The following is a 15949-nucleotide window of genomic DNA, read 5'->3' as shown; positions in this document are numbered from 1 at the left end:
ACCCCTCGGAGAGGGGTTGAGAACGATGTTCGGCGGCGGGATCCGGCGCGCTTTCCCGCGAGGGCGAGAATCACCGGACGGCAGGATAAGCGGGACCCGGGAATCACCCCTCACGTGACATTCACCGTCGAGGAATCGATCCACAAAACGCGGAAGAACGAACCCGTTACCTCGCGCAGCGGAAGCGGCCCGTGGTCGACCGCGAGCACGGCCCTGTGGACCGCCGGCGCAGCCCCGGTCAGCCCGACGTGCCCGGCTCGGCGGCGGCGGCGCGAGCGGCGATCAGCGTGTTGCGCAGCAGCATGGCGATCGTCATCGGCCCCACGCCACCCGGGACGGGCGTGAGCAGACCTGCCACCTCGCGGACCGCGTCGAACGCGACGTCGCCGCGCAGCCCGGCGTCGGTGCGGTGCATGCCGACGTCGATGACGGTCGCCCCGGGCTTCACCGCGTCCGCGCCGATGATCGCCTGCTTGCCGGCCGCCACCACCAGCACATCCGCCTCCCGGCAGACCGCGGCCAGGTCCCGCGTACGGGAATGACAGATGGTGACGGTGGCGTTGCGGCTGATCAGCAGCTGGGCGACGGGGCGACCCACCAGCTCCGAGCGACCCACGACGACCACCGAGGCGCCCTCAAGCGGCACGGCGTAGGAGTCGAGCAGCTCGAGGATGCCCGACGGCGTACACGGGCGTAGCCCTGGCAGACCGCGGGAGAGCAGGCCGACGCTCGCGGTGGTGAGCCCGTCGACGTCCTTGCCCGGCGGGATCCGCCCGACGAGCGCCGCGCCGTCCAGGCCCGCGGGCACCGGCAGCTGCAGCAGGATCCCCGAGACGGCCGGATCCGCGGCGAGCGTGTCGAGCAGGGCCGCGACCTCGCCCTGCGCGGTGTCGGCGGGCAGGTGCTGGTGCAGGTCGGCCATGCCGGCCTCGACGCAGGCCTTGCGCTTGCCGCCGATGTAGACGGCCGACGCCGGGTCGTCGCCGACCAGAACGGTCGCCAGACCCGGCTGGATCCCCGTCGCCGCGCGGAACTCGGCGACGTCCCGGGCAACGTCCGCCCGGACCCGCGCCGCCACGGCCTTACCGTCAATAATCACTGCGCTCATATCGGCCCTTCGCCGTCGTTGGCTCCCGGGCGCGGACGCCCGGCTTCCCCGGCTGCTCCTGCCCGGCTGACGGTGTCGCCCCTGGTCCGCCGGCATAGCCTGGCGGATGTGGCGACCTCCGTGAACTTTGACCGTATCGCCGACCGTTACGACGCGACCCGCGGCGGAGCGGAGCGGGGCCGCCACGTCGCCGCCGCGTTGTCCCCTCGGCTACCCGGCGCGCGGCTGCTGGAGATCGGGGTCGGCACGGGTCTGATCGCGGCCGGCCTCGCCGGGCAGGGGCGGCAGGTGCTCGGCGTCGACCTGTCCAGCGAGATGCTCGAGCATGCCCGGCTGCGGGTGCCGGGCCGGCTGGCCCGGGCGGACGCGGCGCGGCTGCCGCTACGCCCGGCGAGCATCGACGGCGCCCTGGCGGTGCATGTCCTGCACCTGGTCGGTGACCCGGGCGCGGTCCTCGCCGAGCTCGCCCGGGTGCTGCGCCCCGGCGGGCGCCTCGCCGTCGTCGGCGGTGGGGAGCTCGCGCAGCCCAGCGACGTCGGCGCCGTGCTGGGCGACCTGCGCGCCGCGCTGCGCTCCTTCCAGCTTCGCCAGGACCGTTCCGACGCCGTCCAGGCACTTGCCGCGGAGCGTGGGCTGCGCCTGGCCGAGACGTTCACCTTCCCTCGGGAGGATCGCGGCATCCTCAGCCCGCGCGAGGCCGCCGACCAGGTCGAGTCCCGGGTCTGGTCGCACCTGTGGGACCTCGACGACGCCGAGTGGGCGCGGGCGGTGGCGCCGGCACTCGACCAGCTGCGTGCCCTGCCCGACCAGGACCGGGCCCGCCCGGGCAGCCGCAGCTCCACCGCCAGGATCTTCGAACGGGACTGACCGACCGGATGCCGCACAGCCCGGCGCCGTCTCACGGCAGACCGGGCGCCGCACAGCCCGGCGCCGTCTCGAAACAGGCCGGACGCCGCCGCAGGCGCTCCGGACGCGTCAGGTACCGACCGGGCCGGCGGACAGTGGGCGCATCCTCGGCAGGCCCGGCGCCGCGGCGGCACCAAGCCAGGCCCGCACCTCCCGGGGGCTGCACAGCCGCACCACGCGGGCGGCGGCACCGTGGGCGTCCAACACCCGCAGCAGCCGGTCGCGGCTGTCCCGAGGATAGGTCCACATCCAACGCACGAAGGACACGTCCATCTTCTCGGGGCAGCCTGGCCCCATGTCGGGACGGGTGCGCCCGTGCCAGCGCGCCCAGCGGCGCAGCGCCCGGCTGATCGCGACCCGTCGCGGCAGATCGAGGAACACGATCAGCTCGGCGGCGGGAATCCGCAGGTCCAGCGTGCCGCCGTAGTTGCCGTCCATCACCCAGGCCGGACGGGCGACGAGACCGGCGACGACCGCGCGCCACTCGTCCACCGGGGTGGCCACCCAGCCCGGCCGCCAGAAGTGGCGGTCGAGGTGGATCACCGGCAGGCCCGCGCGGCGCGCGATCTCCCGCGCCAGCGTGCTCTTGCCCGCGCCACCGCTTCCGACGACCAGGACCCGCTGGATGTCAGGGGTCATCGATGGCGGGCCCTCGGGGCACGTCCCGTGCGCATTCACGCCTCCAGTCTCCCACCGCGGCGATCGTCGGGAGAGCGAAAGCCACGCCTCGGCGCGGCACTCCGCGGCCAGCGTCCCGGCGGCACCCAGGACCGCCACTCCGCGTAGCGCCGCAGAGCATGATCCGGCTAACCAGGTCGCCGTGGGGGGCAAATCGGACACAAATTCCCCCACGACGACCTACTTGGATCTTCAGCCGGCCTGACGTCGGGAAACACGCTACGGAACGTGACTCTGGCCGTGCGGCCGGCGCCGCGCCGACCCCCGATCGGTCAGCGGAGGCTCCGGATCGGTCAGCGGAGGCTCCGGATCGGTCAGGGCAGGCAGGGAGCCGGCAGGCCGCCACATCTCGATCCCGGAGCCCGATCCCGGAGCCTCGATCCCGGAGTATTGACCTCGCGGCCCGGGCCCGGGCGGGCCGGTCAGCCGAGGCCGCGGCTGTCCTGCTTGAGCGCCGTGTCGATGGTCAGCGCCGAGGCGACGACCATGCTCAGCAGCGGCTGCGGCAGCGGGCGGTGCAGCTGGACGACGTAGTTGTCGGCCGTGGTGAACATAGCCCGGGCAAGTCCCTCCCAGGTCTTGGTGACCCGGGCTACCTCAGTCTCGGTGTGGTCGACGATGGAGAAGTTCCACGCCCGCCAGTTCTCGGCCTTGATCGCCCCGATGGTCGCGCCGCCGGACTGCAGGTCGAAACGGATCTTGCCGAAGACGTTCTGCTGGGCGATGACACCGAGCTCGGTGCCGTCCGGCGCGGAAACTATGACCTTGGACTTGAATACCTTGGCGGGTCGGTGCAGCAGTAGTTGCGGCACGCCGGCGGCGTCGCGGACCTCCAGCCGGTGGGTGAGGAACTGGTCCCACGAGGACAGAACCCGCACTGCCTTCTTCAGCGCGCTCTGCCCGACCTCGACCACCGAGCCGATCTGCCGGCCCTGCTGGTCGAACACGGCGTATTCGTTCGTCACTTCAATGAGCTTGGTCTTCTGGTTGACGACGAGCACCGGCTCGCTGAACAGCGACCCACCGCCAGGCCCGATGGGGGCTACCCCGGCCAGCTCGCGCACCTGCTGCTGCACCTTGTCAGGGGTGTCTTTGGTCCGTACTGGCTCGGGCACCACGCCCTGCGGCGAACCCCAGCCCGCCCCACCAGGACCACCCGCCTGCCCGGCGTACTGACCCTGACCGGCATACGGGACCCCGCCACCCTGGCCGGCATACGGGCCCTGACCGCTTTCACCGGCGTACTGACCACCCTGGCCGGGATACGGCACCTGCCCGGGGCGTGAGCCGCCCTGGCCGATGTTCTGCGCCTGGCCAGCCTGGGGCGACTTACCGGCACGATGGGGCTGGTCCGTGTGGTGGGACTGGCCGGATGTGGCGGCCGGGGTGGGCGGGGTCGGCGGCGGACCGGGCTGGGTGTGGTCGGTCCACTGGTTGCCATCCCACCACCGGGAGCCGTACTGCCCGCTCGGGTCGGCATACCAGCCGGGCGGGACGTTCTGTGTCATGTCGTCACTGTTGCACCCCAACCTGGCCGGCCGCCAGAGTGGGTGCTCGTCAGGCACGCGACGCTCAGGCGGACTCCTCGGTGACCCGGCCTCCGGCGACGCGTAGCCGGCGGTTGACCGCCACGGCGTCGAGCATGCGCCGGTCGTGGGTGACGAGCAGCAGGGTCCCGGCGTAGCCGGCGAGCGCCTGTTCGAGCTGGTCGATGGCGGGCAGGTCGAGGTGGTTGGTCGGCTCGTCGAGGACGAGGCAGTTGACCCCCACGGCCTGCAGCAGCGCGAGCCCGGCCCGGGTACGCTCGCCCGGGGACAGCGACGCCGCCGGGCGGGTCGCCTGGTCGGCGGCGAGGCCGAACTTGGCGAACAGGGTCCGTACCTGCCCGGCCGGCCACCCGGTGACCGCCTCGGCGACCGCGATGCAGGTCTGCTCGCCGCGGAAGCGTTCGCGGGCCTGGTCGATCTCGCCGAGACGTACCCCGGAACCGAGCGACTGCCCGCCACCGTCCAGGGCGATCCGGCCGAGCAGAGCGCCGAGCAGCGTCGACTTGCCGCCCCCGTTGGGCCCGGTGATGACGATCCGGTCCGCCCACGCGATGGTGAGATCAACCGGGCCGAGGGTGAATCCACCACGCCGCACGGTGGCACCGTGCAGGGCGGCGACCACGTCACCGGAGCGCGGCGCGACGGCGATCTCCATGCGCAGCTGCCATTCCTTGCGCGGCTCCTCGACCGCATCGAGCCGGCCGAGGCGGGTCTCCAGGGAACGCACCCGCGCGGCGCTTTTCGTCGCCGCCTCGATCCGCGCGCCCCGGGCGGATCGGTCGCCGTCGGGCGCCCGCCGCTTGGCCCGCACCGCTCCTCGCACGGACTGCTCGCGCTGCCGCTGCGCCTGGGCGACAAGGTCGGCGCGTTCCCCGGCGTAGTCCTCGTAATGTTCACGGGCCTGTCGGCGGGCGACCTCACGTGCCTCCAGGTACGCCGCCCAGCCGCCGGCGAACAGGGTAAGGCCATGCTGATACGGGTCGATCTCGGCGACCGTATCGATCGTGCGGTCGAGGAACTCCCGGTCGTGGCTGACGACGACGAGCGCGCCGGCGACCTGGTGGACAAAGCGTTCGAGCCGGTCGAGACCGTCGAAGTCAAGGTCGTTCGTGGGCTCGTCGAGCAGCGTGATGTCGAACCGGGAGAGCAGGACGCTGGCGAGCGACCCGCGGGCCGCCTGACCGCCGGAGAGCACCGTGGTCTGGCTGTCGAGCGCGTCTGCGGGCAGCCCAAGGTCGGCGCAGACCTCTTCGGCGCGGGCGTCGAGGTCGGCGGCGCCGAGCGCGAGCCAGCGTTCGAGCGCCACGCTGTACCGGTCGCCCGCGCCTGGGCCACCGGTGGCGAGCGCCTCGGCCGCCGCGTCGAGTTCCTGCTGGGCGGCGCCGACTCCGGTACGCCGGTGCAGGAACGCCCGCAGGGTCTCCCCAGGTGACCGGTCGGGCTCCTGGGGCAGCAGGCCGACGCCGGCCGTGGGCGGTGCCAGATCGAGGCGGCCGGAATCGAGGGGCAGCAGCCCGGCGAGCGCGCGCAGCAGCGTCGACTTGCCGACACCGTTGGGCCCCACCACGCCGATCCGGTCGCCGGGCGCCACTGTGAGGGAGATCCCCTCGAGAACGGTCGCCCCACCGCGGTTGACGGTGAGGCCGGAGGCGATGAGCGTGGCGGACATCCCGCCAGTCTCGCGCACACCCGGCAGGCAGCGCGTACGTACCCACCCGCGGGCACCGGCATCCCCGCCGCCACCAGCACCGCCCCCGCAGGCAGAACCGCCGCTGCCGCCACGACGACGACCACCCCCGCGAGCAGCACACCGAGCACGCCCACCCCCGTGCACACGGCGGACGCGGTCATCCGGCCAGCCCGGGCAGGGCGAGCTGGCCCTGGCGAGGCGCCGCCAGGGTCGCCGCGCCGGCGACGCCCGCCGCTTGCTCGACACCCACTGAGCTCGCGGCACCTGCGGCCACACCGCCACCCGGTCCGGGCCGTGGCGCGCCTCGACCGATGCCGGCCCGCTCAGCCAGCGCGCGGACCTGCCCGGTGATCCGCTGCTGATAGGAGCGGGCCGCGTAGGCGCCGTCGCCGTAGAGGCGACGGTAGGGCCCGACCAGCGCCGGATGGTGCTCGGCGAGCCAGGCCAGGTACCACTCACGGGCGCCAGGGCGCAGGTGCAGGACGATCGGCGTGACCGAGGCGGCGCCGGCGTCGGCGATGGCGTCGACCGTCGCGGCGAGCGCGGCCGGCGAGTCGGTGAGGTAGGGCAGGATCGGCGCCATGAGCACGCCGACCCGCAGGCCACGTTCCCGCAGCGCCGCGCACATGGCGAGCCGCCGCCGCGGGGCCGGGGTTCCGGGTTCGACTCCGCGCCACAGATCCTCGTCGACGAACCCGACCGACACCGCCACGCCGACGTCAGTCATCTCGGCGGCTTCGGCGAACAGGTCCGCGTCGCGCAGCAGCAGCGTGCCCTTCGTCAGCAGCGAGAAAGGGGTCCGCGCGTCGCGCAGGGCGCCGATCACCCCCGGCATGAGCCGGTATCGGCCTTCGCCGCGCTGGTAGGGATCGACATTGGTACCCATCGCCACGTGCTCCCCGCGCCAACGAGGCGCGGCAAGCTCGGTGCGCAACCGTTCGGCGATGTTGACCTTGACTACGATTCTTGTGTCGAAATCCTCCCCGGCGTTGAGATCGAGCCAGCGATGGGTGGAGCGGGCGAAGCAGTACCGGCAGGCATGGGTGCAGCCCCGATAGGGATTCACTGTCCAGCGGAAGGTCATCCGCGACGCGGGCGGCACACGGTTGAGCGCCGATCGGGCGTGGATCTCGTAGAACGTGACGCCCGCGAACTCGGGGGTGTCGAAGGTGCGGGCTACCGCGCCGCGGTGCAGCAGCGCCGCCGGCTGCTCCGCACCGGACTGCCCGTCGTCCCCGATTGCCAGGTGGCTCCATCGCATGAAAGTATGAGAACATATGTTCGACAGCGGGTCCAGTGGGCACGCCCGGAGCGGACGACACGGCGGGTCGGAGCACAGCGGGTCGCAGCACGGCGGGTCGCAGCACAGCGGGTCGCTGCAGGCCAGGTGGAGCAGGTCGAACCACGGCCGGTGCGGTCCGAGCAGGCAGGCCCGAATGCCCGCACGACGCTGGCCGGCGCGGTCGGCGGATCCCGGCGTCAGCGTACGGGCGAGATCCCGGCGTCGGCGTACCGGCCAAGGAGCGAGGTGAGGTCGTGCGGTTCAACAGTGAGCAGGCGATGCGATGGTTCGCGCGGGCCCGGGTGGCCCGACTGGCGACCAGTGGGCTGGGCGGGCCACCGCTGGTGGTGCCGGTCACCTTCGCGGTCACGCGGGCCCGCCTCGACGCGGTGGATCACAGCGGCGGCGCATCGATCGTGACCGCGGTCGATCACAAGCCCAAGCGAACCCGGACGGGTCTGCGCCGACTGCGGGACATCCTGGCCAATCCCGCCGTGAGCCTGCTCGCCGACCATTACGACGATGACTGGGCACAGCTGTGGTGGGCCCGCGCCGACGGCCTCGCCCGCATCGTGCTGGCCGGCGAACGGGAGCACACGCAGGCCGTCGGGGCGCTCGCCGCCCGCTACCCGCAGTACCAGATCCTCCCCCCGAGCGGGCCGGCGATCATCGTGTCCCACCTGCGCTGGTCAGGATGGGCCGCCGCCGCGCCTGATGAAGATCCATAGGTTCTCGGTGCTGCCGGCCCAGGCCCGCGTGCGTTCGGTGCGGATGGACGCGACGCCCGCGGCATGGCGGACCGGGGCTCAGGCGCGTGGGCGATCCCAGCCCGGTGGCAGGCTCGCGGGGGTCTCCCAGGACGGGTCGGGGCGGAAGTCCGTCCACGTCCCGTCGAAGGGGAAGGCGCCGGCCTCGACCAGGCGCAGCAGCCGCTCTCCCTCGGCGCGCACCGCGTGCGGGTCCGGCACCCAGTAGTGCTCCGGGAACGCGAGTCGCTCGGCGAGCTCGTGTTCGTCCTTCCATTCCCAGGTGCGGGCGGGGGTGACCCAGAGATCGAGATCGTGGTCGGTGGTGTCGACACCGACCAGCCCGTCGCGGCGCCAGGCGACCGCGGGCTCCTCCAGGTTGATGTACCAGCGCACGAAACGCCCCTGCCAGTCCCAGAACCACCAGACCGAGTGGGCGCCCTGCGAGGGAACCAGCATGAAGATGTTCGGGCCACGCCAGACCGTGGTCGTCATCACCGTCGGCTGGCGGATCCACTCGGCGAACGACATGTCCCGCAGCCCCCGGCCGTCGGCGCTGAGCTCGACCGCCATCGGGCAGCCGTGCGGGATCCACAGCCGCAGGCCGCGCTCGTCGTGGCCGACGACGTGGCCTGTGCGGACGAACACGAGCCGTTTGGTCGTGAACGACCGGTGCACGACGACCTCGCCGGGCGTGTAGGGCGCACCCGCACCCGGCCCGCGCTCACCCCCCGTGAAGGTCGTCGACGGGGACGACGCGGGGCCGGGTTCACCGCGTGCAGGACTGTCCGGCATCGTCACGGCCTGACTGTACGGCGCCGTGCGAGGCACGCCACAACCCGGGGAGTCGGGAGAACGACCGCCTCCGGCCGGAGCAGCCCAGAAACCCCGCCGGCCACCGGGTCAGTGGACGTGGTCAAAGCTGGCGGCCTCGGGGTGGGCGCGCAGCCAGGCCAGGCGGGTCCGGGTGACCTCGTCGGCGGGGGTGTTGACGGACAGCCGGATGCCATGGTGGCCGGTGAGGTCGAGGTGGGTGATCCGCATGTCGAGATCACCTACGGCCGGGTAGTGGTAGAGCTTGGCGCACGGCCGGGGCGGGGAGACGTTCTGGGTCGCCCACAGGCGGGCGAACAGGTCGCTGACCTCGCTCAGCCTCCGCACGAACGCGTGCCATCCGGGCTCGCCCAGATGCTGGCTGTAGCGGTAGCGCAGGACCGCCACCTGCTCGGCGGCCTGTTCCTCCAGGTTGCGCAGCGGGTTACAGCACGTCGGCGTGGTGAAGGCGAACCAGATGGAGTTGCGCCGCTCAGGCGGCAGGGCGACGATCATGGGGAGCAGCGCGGCGTAGGCGTCGTTCCAGCACAGCAGGTCGGAGCGGGCGTTCGTCACCGCGGCGGGCAGCGGGTCGAGGGCCGCGAGGATCTCCAGCACGTCACTTGGCATCTCGGCCGATTCGTCCCCGGTGGACGCCGGCGGCGGGACGTCGGCCAGACGGAACAGATGGGCGCGCTCGGCGGCGTCCAGGCGCAGGGTGCGCGCCACCGCGCCGAGGACCTGGCCGCTGACGTTGATCGGCCGGCCCTGCTCAAGCCAGGTGTACCAGGTGACGCCCACACCGGCGAGCTGGGCGACCTCCTCGCGGCGCAGTCCCGGAGTGCGCCGCCGGGGGCCGGGCGGCATGCCGACATCGTGCGGGGTGATCCGCCCGCGCCGGCTGCGCAGGAACGACGCGAGCTCGCCACGCCTGTCCGGTGCCGATCGACCGCCCTCGGCGGCGCCCGGAGTGGCACCGTCCCTAAGCGCCGATGTCGGCGTGGCAGCGTGACGGCGGCCGCGCGACGCGGCGGTGTCGGGCCGGACGGCGCCGGGCATGGTCGGGGGCGTCGTCGTCATGGATCCAGCGTGACCGGTCGGCGGTGGTTGTGCCAGGTGTTGTCAGTACCAGTATCAACGGGCTCTCGTTACTGGTATCGGGACGCGAGCACGATCAGGCGCATGTTCCGCTTCACCTCGCCGGCTTCGGCGACCTCCCCCACCACCGCCCCGCCCCCGATGTCGCCCCCGGCAGTGCCGTCGTCCGATGCCCCGAGGTCGGCCGTGTCGTCGTCGGTCACCTCAAGTCGTGGTGATCCGCCGGCACGGCGGGTGCCGGTCGGCCTGATGCTGGCGATTGTTCTGGTCGGGCAGTTCATGGCGATCCTCGATGTGAGCATCGTCAACGTGGCCCTGCCCACGCTGCGGGTCGACCTGCACGTTTCCGACGCCGGCCTGCAGATGGTCGCCGCCGGCTACATCCTCAGCTACGCGGTGCTGCTGATCACCGGGGCGCGACTGGGCAGCATCCTCGGGCACCGCCGAGCGTTTCTCGCCGGGCTCGCCGCGTTCACCCTCACCTCCGCGGCCTGCGGTCTCGCGCCGCAGACCGGATCGCTCATCGGCTTCCGGTTCGCCCAGGGAGCGGCCGCGGCGCTGATGACGCCGCAGGTGATGAGCCTCATCCAGCGGAACTTCTCCGGCGCGGCGCGCAACCGGGCACTCGGCTACTTCGCGGCGGTCGTCGCCGGCGGGGTCGTCGTCGGGCAGGCCGTCGGCGGCCTGCTGGTCAGCGCCGACCTGTTCGGCAGCGGCTGGCGGGCGGTGTTCCTGGTCAACGTGCCGATCGGCCTTGCCCTGCTGCTTGTCGCGCCCCTGGTGCTGCCCGCCGACCGAGGGCACGGCGGCCCCGCGCTCGACCTGCCGGGCCTGGTCGTGGTCAGCGCGGCGGTGCTGCTGTTTGTCCTGCCCCTGGTGCTCGGGCACGACCTGGGCTGGCCCGCGTGGACGTTCGCCTCGCTCGCCGCGTCGGGCGTGTTCGGTGGCATGTTCGTCCTGGTGGAGCGGCGGGTCGCCGCCGGCGGGGGACGGCCGCTGATCTCCCCGCGGGTGTTGCGCGCGCCGGGGCTGCCCGCCGCTGGCGGGGCGCTGCTGCTCGCGCCGTCCACGTGGGGGGCGTTCCTGTTCACCACCACCCTGCACCTTCAAGGGGAGCTGCATATGAGCCCCTTGCGTTCGGGGCTCGCGTTCGTTCCCTGTGTTGGGGCGTTCGCGCTGGTCAGCCTGACCGTCCCGCGGTTGTCGCCCCGACTGCGCCGCCCGGCGATCCCGGTCGGGCTGACGTTCGCCGCCCTCTCCTACCTGTTTATCGGCCCGACCGCTGGTGGCGGCGTCGCCTACGAGATCGTCACCGCTCTGATCGGCCTCGGCCTCGGCGTCATGCCACTGATCATGTCGGTGGCGTTGGAACATGTCCCGGTCGAGGACGCCCCCGACGCAAGCGGCCTGCTGCTCACTCTCATGCAGCTCGGTCAGGTCATCGGCGTGGCCACGGTCGGCACCCTGTTCCTCACCCTGGCCGGCAGCGACGGCGCGACCCGGCACGCCGAGAACGGCGTCGGCTGGGCCCTGGCGGCGCTCGCCCTGCTCGCCGCGGCCAGCGCCTCTCTGCTCATCCGCGGTCGCCGCGACCGCCCCGCCGTCGTGGTCGGCGCGGCCGTCACCGGAACCGGGATCGGCGCGACCGCCACCAGCGCGGATGGTTCCGGCGACCAGGCGCCGCCGGTCCGCGACGTGCCGGCGCAGACGATCGACGGCGGCCGGCCCGCCGGCGAGATCCCAGGCAGCGCACCCGCCCCGGTGGCCTAGCGGCGCCCAGCTCCAGCCGGAATCCGCGGCTGGCATCGCCAGCCAGCGTCGGGACGACCCTGGCTGAACCGGCAGTGAACCCCATCCTTCTACCATGGTGATGTGGCCGCGACAACCGGTTACGACCACGGCATACAGGGACGGGAACGGAGGAAGATCTCATGACAGCGCAGTACGAAGCACCGGCTCTGCGCGCGCAGGGCTCGTTCCAGGCCGTGACCCACGGGTTCTTCGTCGCCGGTTTCGGCGGTGGTGGCGGCGGCTGGGGCTGGGGCCGCCACTGGGGCGGCTACGGAGGCTGGGGCGGTTACGGATGTGACGGTTACGGCGGCTATGGCGGTTACGGCGGCTATGGCGGCGGCTGGTAGCCATCGGCCACAGAGCACTGCCCGCCCGGGCGGACCGGCGACGGCCGCCTGGGCCCGTACGCGTGGAGCCGCCGCGGGAGATGGCCGACTCAGGGACCGAAGATGCCGGCGAGCTGCTCGCTGGCCACCGTGAGATGGTGGATAGTGCCGTATCTCAGCCACATCTCCGGATTTCCACCACTGGCCCCACTCGCAACGTCCGTGATCCACTCATCGGCGCCGCAGTGCTGGCGGCCGGCGAAATACTCGGATTCACACAGCAGGTCGGCAACCAGGTTCATCGCTGCCGACTTCAGACCGTTTTTACGCAGATACTGACCACCCTTAGCCATAATCCAGTCATTGGCACTCGCGTAGCGCAACGCAGCACTTACGGATGGCCGGGAATCGAACCGTCGGTCGTACGTATCTGGGCTGACAATAGCATAGTCGCCGAACACCGGCCTCCGGCCTGACGAGCTCTCGGCGAGCGCTCGGAAATTCGTCCACTCCGCCCGCCGGATGGGTGAGAGCCCAGGATAGATGCCTTCCATGTCGCGGGGAACAGCAGTTCCCGCAACAGCGATACTTCGCCATTCCCGAGCGTAGGAGAGATGAGCGAGGGCAATGCCCGAGGCTTGCAGGGCCTCGCTCGGGCCGTCTCGGATCGCGACGCCCAGATCCAGCACAAGATCGGTCTCGGCCGGGCTGACACCCAAAAACCGCAGGAGCTCCTCGACCGCGGCGCTTCGATGGCTTCGATGGCCCATCGGCCAGTCGAACGGGCCGAGACGGAGACATACACCGCACGCGCGCACGCGATGCAGTGCGGCCACAGCCGCGTTGTACACAACCGCCCGAGTCGGCGAAGTCACGGGAACAGCAGCAATCCCGAACTGCGCCAGATCGTCGGTGAACGACGCCAGCGGATGCACCGCATAGTCGGGAATCCCTTCCTGAAAGTAGCCAAGATCGACAAACATCCGGCCATTCCAGCCGTGACCGAGCTCCATAGCAACGTCGATCAGGTGCGAACCGGGGCGCCGTCCCCCATCCATGGGCGGTGGCGGAATCACAAGGAGAGGAACCAGGCCCTGTCGCGCGGCGGCGGACAGGAGCCCGAGGGCCGCCCGCTCACCGCGCCGGGCCAGCAGGATCGGCATATATCGATGCCCCTCGGTCAAGATGATCTCTCCCGCCGCCGCCACGGATCCGACGTCTCCTGACAGCACGGTACATACCTTCAGCAATCGATTGACTACTTTCTCGACCTCGAAGGTCTTTGTCCTTCCAAAAAAACAGCCCACCGGCACACTCAATTTCCGCCTTAATCCATCTAAGACAGACATACTTCTCGGTTTGCCCAGCCCTGCGATGACGCCTGGCCGGCCGCCACGCCCTCCCTCGCAACCATCGGCTCGCCCGGCCCCCGTCACCTTCCGGACCGTGGCCACCGTTGCCGTTCTGAACCGCACCAGCGGCCCGGCCAGCCCTCGGCGCAAGGGGATCAGGCCGGCTGCTGGTGTTCCTCGGCGACGCGGGCTCGACCGGACGTTCGCCTGGTCGCGTGGCGGCGCAGGGCGGGCAAAGAGGCCGCGAGGGCGCCGAGGGCGAAGGCGGTGGTATGCCCGATGCCGTCCACGTCGGCGTGGATGAGGTCGAACAGCATGGCGGGGGCGACGGCGACCAGGACCACGGCGGTGATCAGACGCAGCCGGCGACGGGCGGGCAGGACCACGACGGCGGCCAGCGCCGTGGCGACGACGTAGCTGGGACCGACGTCGAGGATGTGCAGGGCACTGGACGGCAGGTTTCCCGAGGCGACCCGCAGGCCGAGGATCCCCTCGGAGATCACCGTGGCGACGGTGTGCCCGCCGAACACGACGGCGAACGCCGCCACGCTGCCCACCGTCGCCTCCAGGCCGCCAACCGCAAGCCCCGCCAGCACGAGCCACGGCGCGACCGGTCCCCCGGTCACCCAGGGGATGCTGCCGATCAGGACGCCGAGCGGGCGGTGCGCGAGCTGGCTCAGGGTGGTGCTGGTCGCCCACCACCAGTGGTGCACCAGCTCCGGCGTGACGCCCCGCAGGATCCGTCCGGTCAGCAGCGCCGCCAGCAGCATCGCCGTCACGGGATACCGGCGCGGCAGCGCCGCCAGCCACGCGGCACGCTTGCCCACCGCGGCGCGGCGGTCACGTGGAGACCCCGCCCACGCCCCCCACACCGGCCGGCCTGTCGGCCTGGTGGGCGCCGGTCGCACTGTCACCCTCGACGATCCGGAGCCGCCGGGCAGGGCGGACACCGCGGGCATCGACGACGCCGGGGGCTGGGCCGTCCGCAGCGGCACGCAACCCGGGGCCAGCGCGACCCGGACCGGACGCGGCGAGGCAGACGTGGGGCCGCCGAGAGCCCGGAACCCGGACATCGACGCCCCGCAGGACAGGTCGGACTTGCGCCACGGTCGTTTCACCCAGGTACCCCCGCCCGAAAAGGACAGCAGCCACGGCAGGCACGGCGCACCGCGGCACACGGCACCGCCGCAGTCGGCGCCGGGCCCGGAGCACACTGACTCGAACGAACGCCCCGCCGCGCACTGACATTCCCCGCGCCGGTCCGCTCATCCCCCCGTCGGGTCAGGCGCGGACGGCGCGGGACCTGGTGTGATGGGCGGTCGTCGCAGGCCGCAGGGGCAGGCGAACAGTGACCGTTGTGCGGACCTCCAGCGCCCAGGCAAGGCCGTCGCGCAGCGCCGGACGCCACACGCCGAAGTCGTGGCCGCCGGGACGCAGCCGCAGTTCCACCTGGAATCCGGGGCGGGCACCGAGGGTCGCCGCCATGTACCGGGTGTCCGAGTAGGACTCGCGGTCGCCGCGACCGCAGTCCAGCCACACCCGCATCGGCGGGGTCGCGGGCAGGTGCGCCGCGTACACCGCGGGAGTGTTGGCCGCCACCACGTGGGACAGGTCCGGTCGATGGCCGAACAGACCGATCATCCCACCGTCGTGGGTCGGGCGGTCCATCCCGGACATGTCGATGATCGTGCCGACGAGGTCGCGGTGGCGCAGGCCGAGGTTGAGCGCGCAGAATCCGCCGGCGGACATGCCGGCGAAGATCCGGTCGGCGCGGTCGGGCCGGGACCGCAGCCGGGCGTCGACGGTGGGAATCACGTCGTCGACGACGTAGGTCTCGATGTGCTCGCTGGGCCGGTCGACGCACTCGCTGTCGTCGAGCCACCCGTTGCTCAGCCTGGGCGCGACGAGAATCACCGGTCGGCCGTGGCCCGCGAGCCAGGCCCCGGTCTGCGCGGCCCGGTTCGCCCGGTACCAGTCGACGGGCACTCCCGGCGAGCCGTGCATCAGGTACACGACGGGGAAGCGGACGCGCGGCTCGGTGAAGTACTGCGGCGGCAGGTACACCAGTGCCTGCTGGGTGCCGAAGCCGCTGTGGACGCCGGGGACGGCGAGACTCACCACGCTCCCCTGAGGATGGGTGCGTATCGGTGTCGCGGCCACCGCCTCCCGCGACGACGCGGTGGGCCACGAGTGCACCCCGAGGACGTCGTCGAGCCGCGGGAGATAGCTGTAGTGCGCGTTGACCAGGTCGGCGGCGGTGGCGAGCGTGAGCGTCACGGCCAGGCCGCCTGCCCCGGCGAGCAGCAGCCGGCCCGACCACGACCGGTCACGCCCGGCATACCGGCGCCCTGCCCGCCGCGGCGTTGGCTGTCGTGCCAACGGCCGTCGCGGCGCTGACGACCGCAGCGCTGACGACAGCGGCGCGGGTTCGATCGGCTGCGCCTCCCGGCCGTTTTTCACCGGTAAGGGCCGCCCCCGCCGCAGCCGGCGGACGGCTAGGGCGCAGCCCAGCCAGGCGGCGGCCGTGAGCGCGCCGAGCGTGAGCAGGAACCATTTTCCGATGATGACCAGCGATCCCACCGGCTCACCCCCAGGCCTCGCGTGTCAGCGGT

General features: G+C 72.3%; 15 protein-coding genes. 4 read left to right on the top strand and 11 right to left on the bottom strand.

Annotated features, from left to right (window positions below):
- Positions 1-238 precede the first annotated feature (238 nt).
- Positions 239-1108: a bifunctional methylenetetrahydrofolate dehydrogenase/methenyltetrahydrofolate cyclohydrolase FolD gene (folD, locus tag MXD95_RS10625; RefSeq protein WP_250640405.1), complete on the bottom strand. Its 870-nt coding sequence runs from the start codon at positions 1106-1108 to the stop codon at positions 239-241.
- A gap of 120 nt (positions 1109-1228) precedes the next feature.
- Here folD and MXD95_RS10620 point away from each other — a divergent pair, with 120 nt between their 5' ends.
- A complete protein-coding gene (locus tag MXD95_RS10620; protein ID WP_250640404.1) occupies positions 1229-1975 on the top strand; it encodes a class I SAM-dependent methyltransferase in 747 nt (248 codons plus the stop codon).
- Between the two features lie 108 nt (positions 1976-2083).
- On the opposite strand, the gene MXD95_RS10615 is transcribed toward MXD95_RS10620, so the two are convergent.
- The 4 genes from MXD95_RS10615 to MXD95_RS10600 form a co-directional block, all read right to left on the bottom strand.
- A complete protein-coding gene (locus tag MXD95_RS10615) occupies positions 2084-2653 on the bottom strand; it encodes a P-loop NTPase family protein (RefSeq protein WP_250640403.1) in 570 nt (189 codons plus the stop codon).
- Positions 2654-3114: 461 nt separating this feature from the next.
- Positions 3115-4200 carry a phospholipid scramblase-related protein gene (locus MXD95_RS10610; RefSeq protein WP_250640402.1) on the bottom strand — a complete coding sequence of 362 codons (1086 nt, stop codon included), beginning with the start codon at positions 4198-4200 and terminating at the stop codon, positions 3115-3117.
- Between the two features lie 64 nt (positions 4201-4264).
- Positions 4265-5908 carry an ABC-F family ATP-binding cassette domain-containing protein gene (locus MXD95_RS10605; RefSeq protein ID WP_250640401.1) on the bottom strand — a complete coding sequence of 548 codons (1644 nt, stop codon included), beginning with the start codon at positions 5906-5908 and terminating at the stop codon, positions 4265-4267.
- 178 nt (positions 5909-6086) lie between these two features.
- The gene (locus MXD95_RS10600) at positions 6087-7190 is read right to left on the bottom strand and encodes an Rv2578c family radical SAM protein (protein ID WP_250640400.1); all 1104 of its coding nucleotides are present in this window, start codon (positions 7188-7190) and stop codon (positions 6087-6089) included.
- Positions 7191-7465: 275 nt separating this feature from the next.
- Between MXD95_RS10600 and MXD95_RS10595 the strand changes: the two genes are divergently transcribed.
- On the top strand, positions 7466-7939 hold the full coding sequence (locus MXD95_RS10595) for a TIGR03668 family PPOX class F420-dependent oxidoreductase (RefSeq protein WP_250640399.1): 474 nt from the start codon (positions 7466-7468) through the stop codon (positions 7937-7939).
- A gap of 78 nt (positions 7940-8017) precedes the next feature.
- On the opposite strand, the gene MXD95_RS10590 is transcribed toward MXD95_RS10595, so the two are convergent.
- From MXD95_RS10590 to MXD95_RS10580, 3 genes are all read right to left on the bottom strand, one after another.
- Positions 8018-8752, bottom strand: coding sequence for a ribonuclease FAU-1 family protein (locus MXD95_RS10590; RefSeq protein ID WP_250640398.1), 735 nt, complete (start codon positions 8750-8752; stop codon positions 8018-8020).
- 108 nt (positions 8753-8860) lie between these two features.
- Positions 8861-9850 (bottom strand): helix-turn-helix transcriptional regulator, encoded by a 990-nt coding sequence (locus tag MXD95_RS10585; RefSeq protein WP_250640397.1) that lies wholly within the window; start codon positions 9848-9850, stop codon positions 8861-8863.
- Positions 9851-9918: 68 nt separating this feature from the next.
- Positions 9919-10071 carry a hypothetical protein gene (locus MXD95_RS10580; protein ID WP_250640396.1) on the bottom strand — a complete coding sequence of 51 codons (153 nt, stop codon included), beginning with the start codon at positions 10069-10071 and terminating at the stop codon, positions 9919-9921.
- Positions 10072-10117: 46 nt separating this feature from the next.
- Here MXD95_RS10580 and MXD95_RS10575 point away from each other — a divergent pair, with 46 nt between their 5' ends.
- Together MXD95_RS10575 and MXD95_RS10570 are read left to right on the top strand one after the other, a co-directional pair.
- Positions 10118-11638: an MFS transporter gene (locus tag MXD95_RS10575; protein WP_250640395.1), complete on the top strand. Its 1521-nt coding sequence runs from the start codon at positions 10118-10120 to the stop codon at positions 11636-11638.
- A 161-nt stretch (positions 11639-11799) separates the two neighbouring features.
- Positions 11800-12006, top strand: a complete 207-nt coding sequence (locus tag MXD95_RS10570) for a lasso RiPP family leader peptide-containing protein (protein WP_250640394.1) — start codon at positions 11800-11802, stop codon at positions 12004-12006.
- Positions 12007-12095: 89 nt separating this feature from the next.
- Here MXD95_RS10570 and MXD95_RS10565 read toward each other — a convergent pair whose 3' ends face one another.
- From MXD95_RS10565 to MXD95_RS10555, 3 genes are all read right to left on the bottom strand, one after another.
- Entirely contained in the window at positions 12096-13298 is a 1203-nt protein-coding gene (locus MXD95_RS10565; protein WP_250640423.1) for a beta family protein, read from the bottom strand.
- 194 nt (positions 13299-13492) lie between these two features.
- The gene (locus MXD95_RS10560; protein WP_250640393.1) at positions 13493-14455 is read right to left on the bottom strand and encodes a rhomboid-like protein; all 963 of its coding nucleotides are present in this window, start codon (positions 14453-14455) and stop codon (positions 13493-13495) included.
- Between the two features lie 163 nt (positions 14456-14618).
- On the bottom strand, positions 14619-15917 hold the full coding sequence (locus MXD95_RS10555) for an alpha/beta hydrolase (RefSeq protein ID WP_250640392.1): 1299 nt from the start codon (positions 15915-15917) through the stop codon (positions 14619-14621).
- Positions 15918-15949: the final 32 nt, after the last annotated feature.

It is taken from the genome of Frankia sp. AiPa1 (assembly GCF_023243075.1).
Lineage (GTDB): Bacteria > Actinomycetota > Actinomycetes > Frankiales > Frankiaceae > Frankia.
This window is presented reverse-complemented; position numbering and strand designations above follow the sequence as displayed.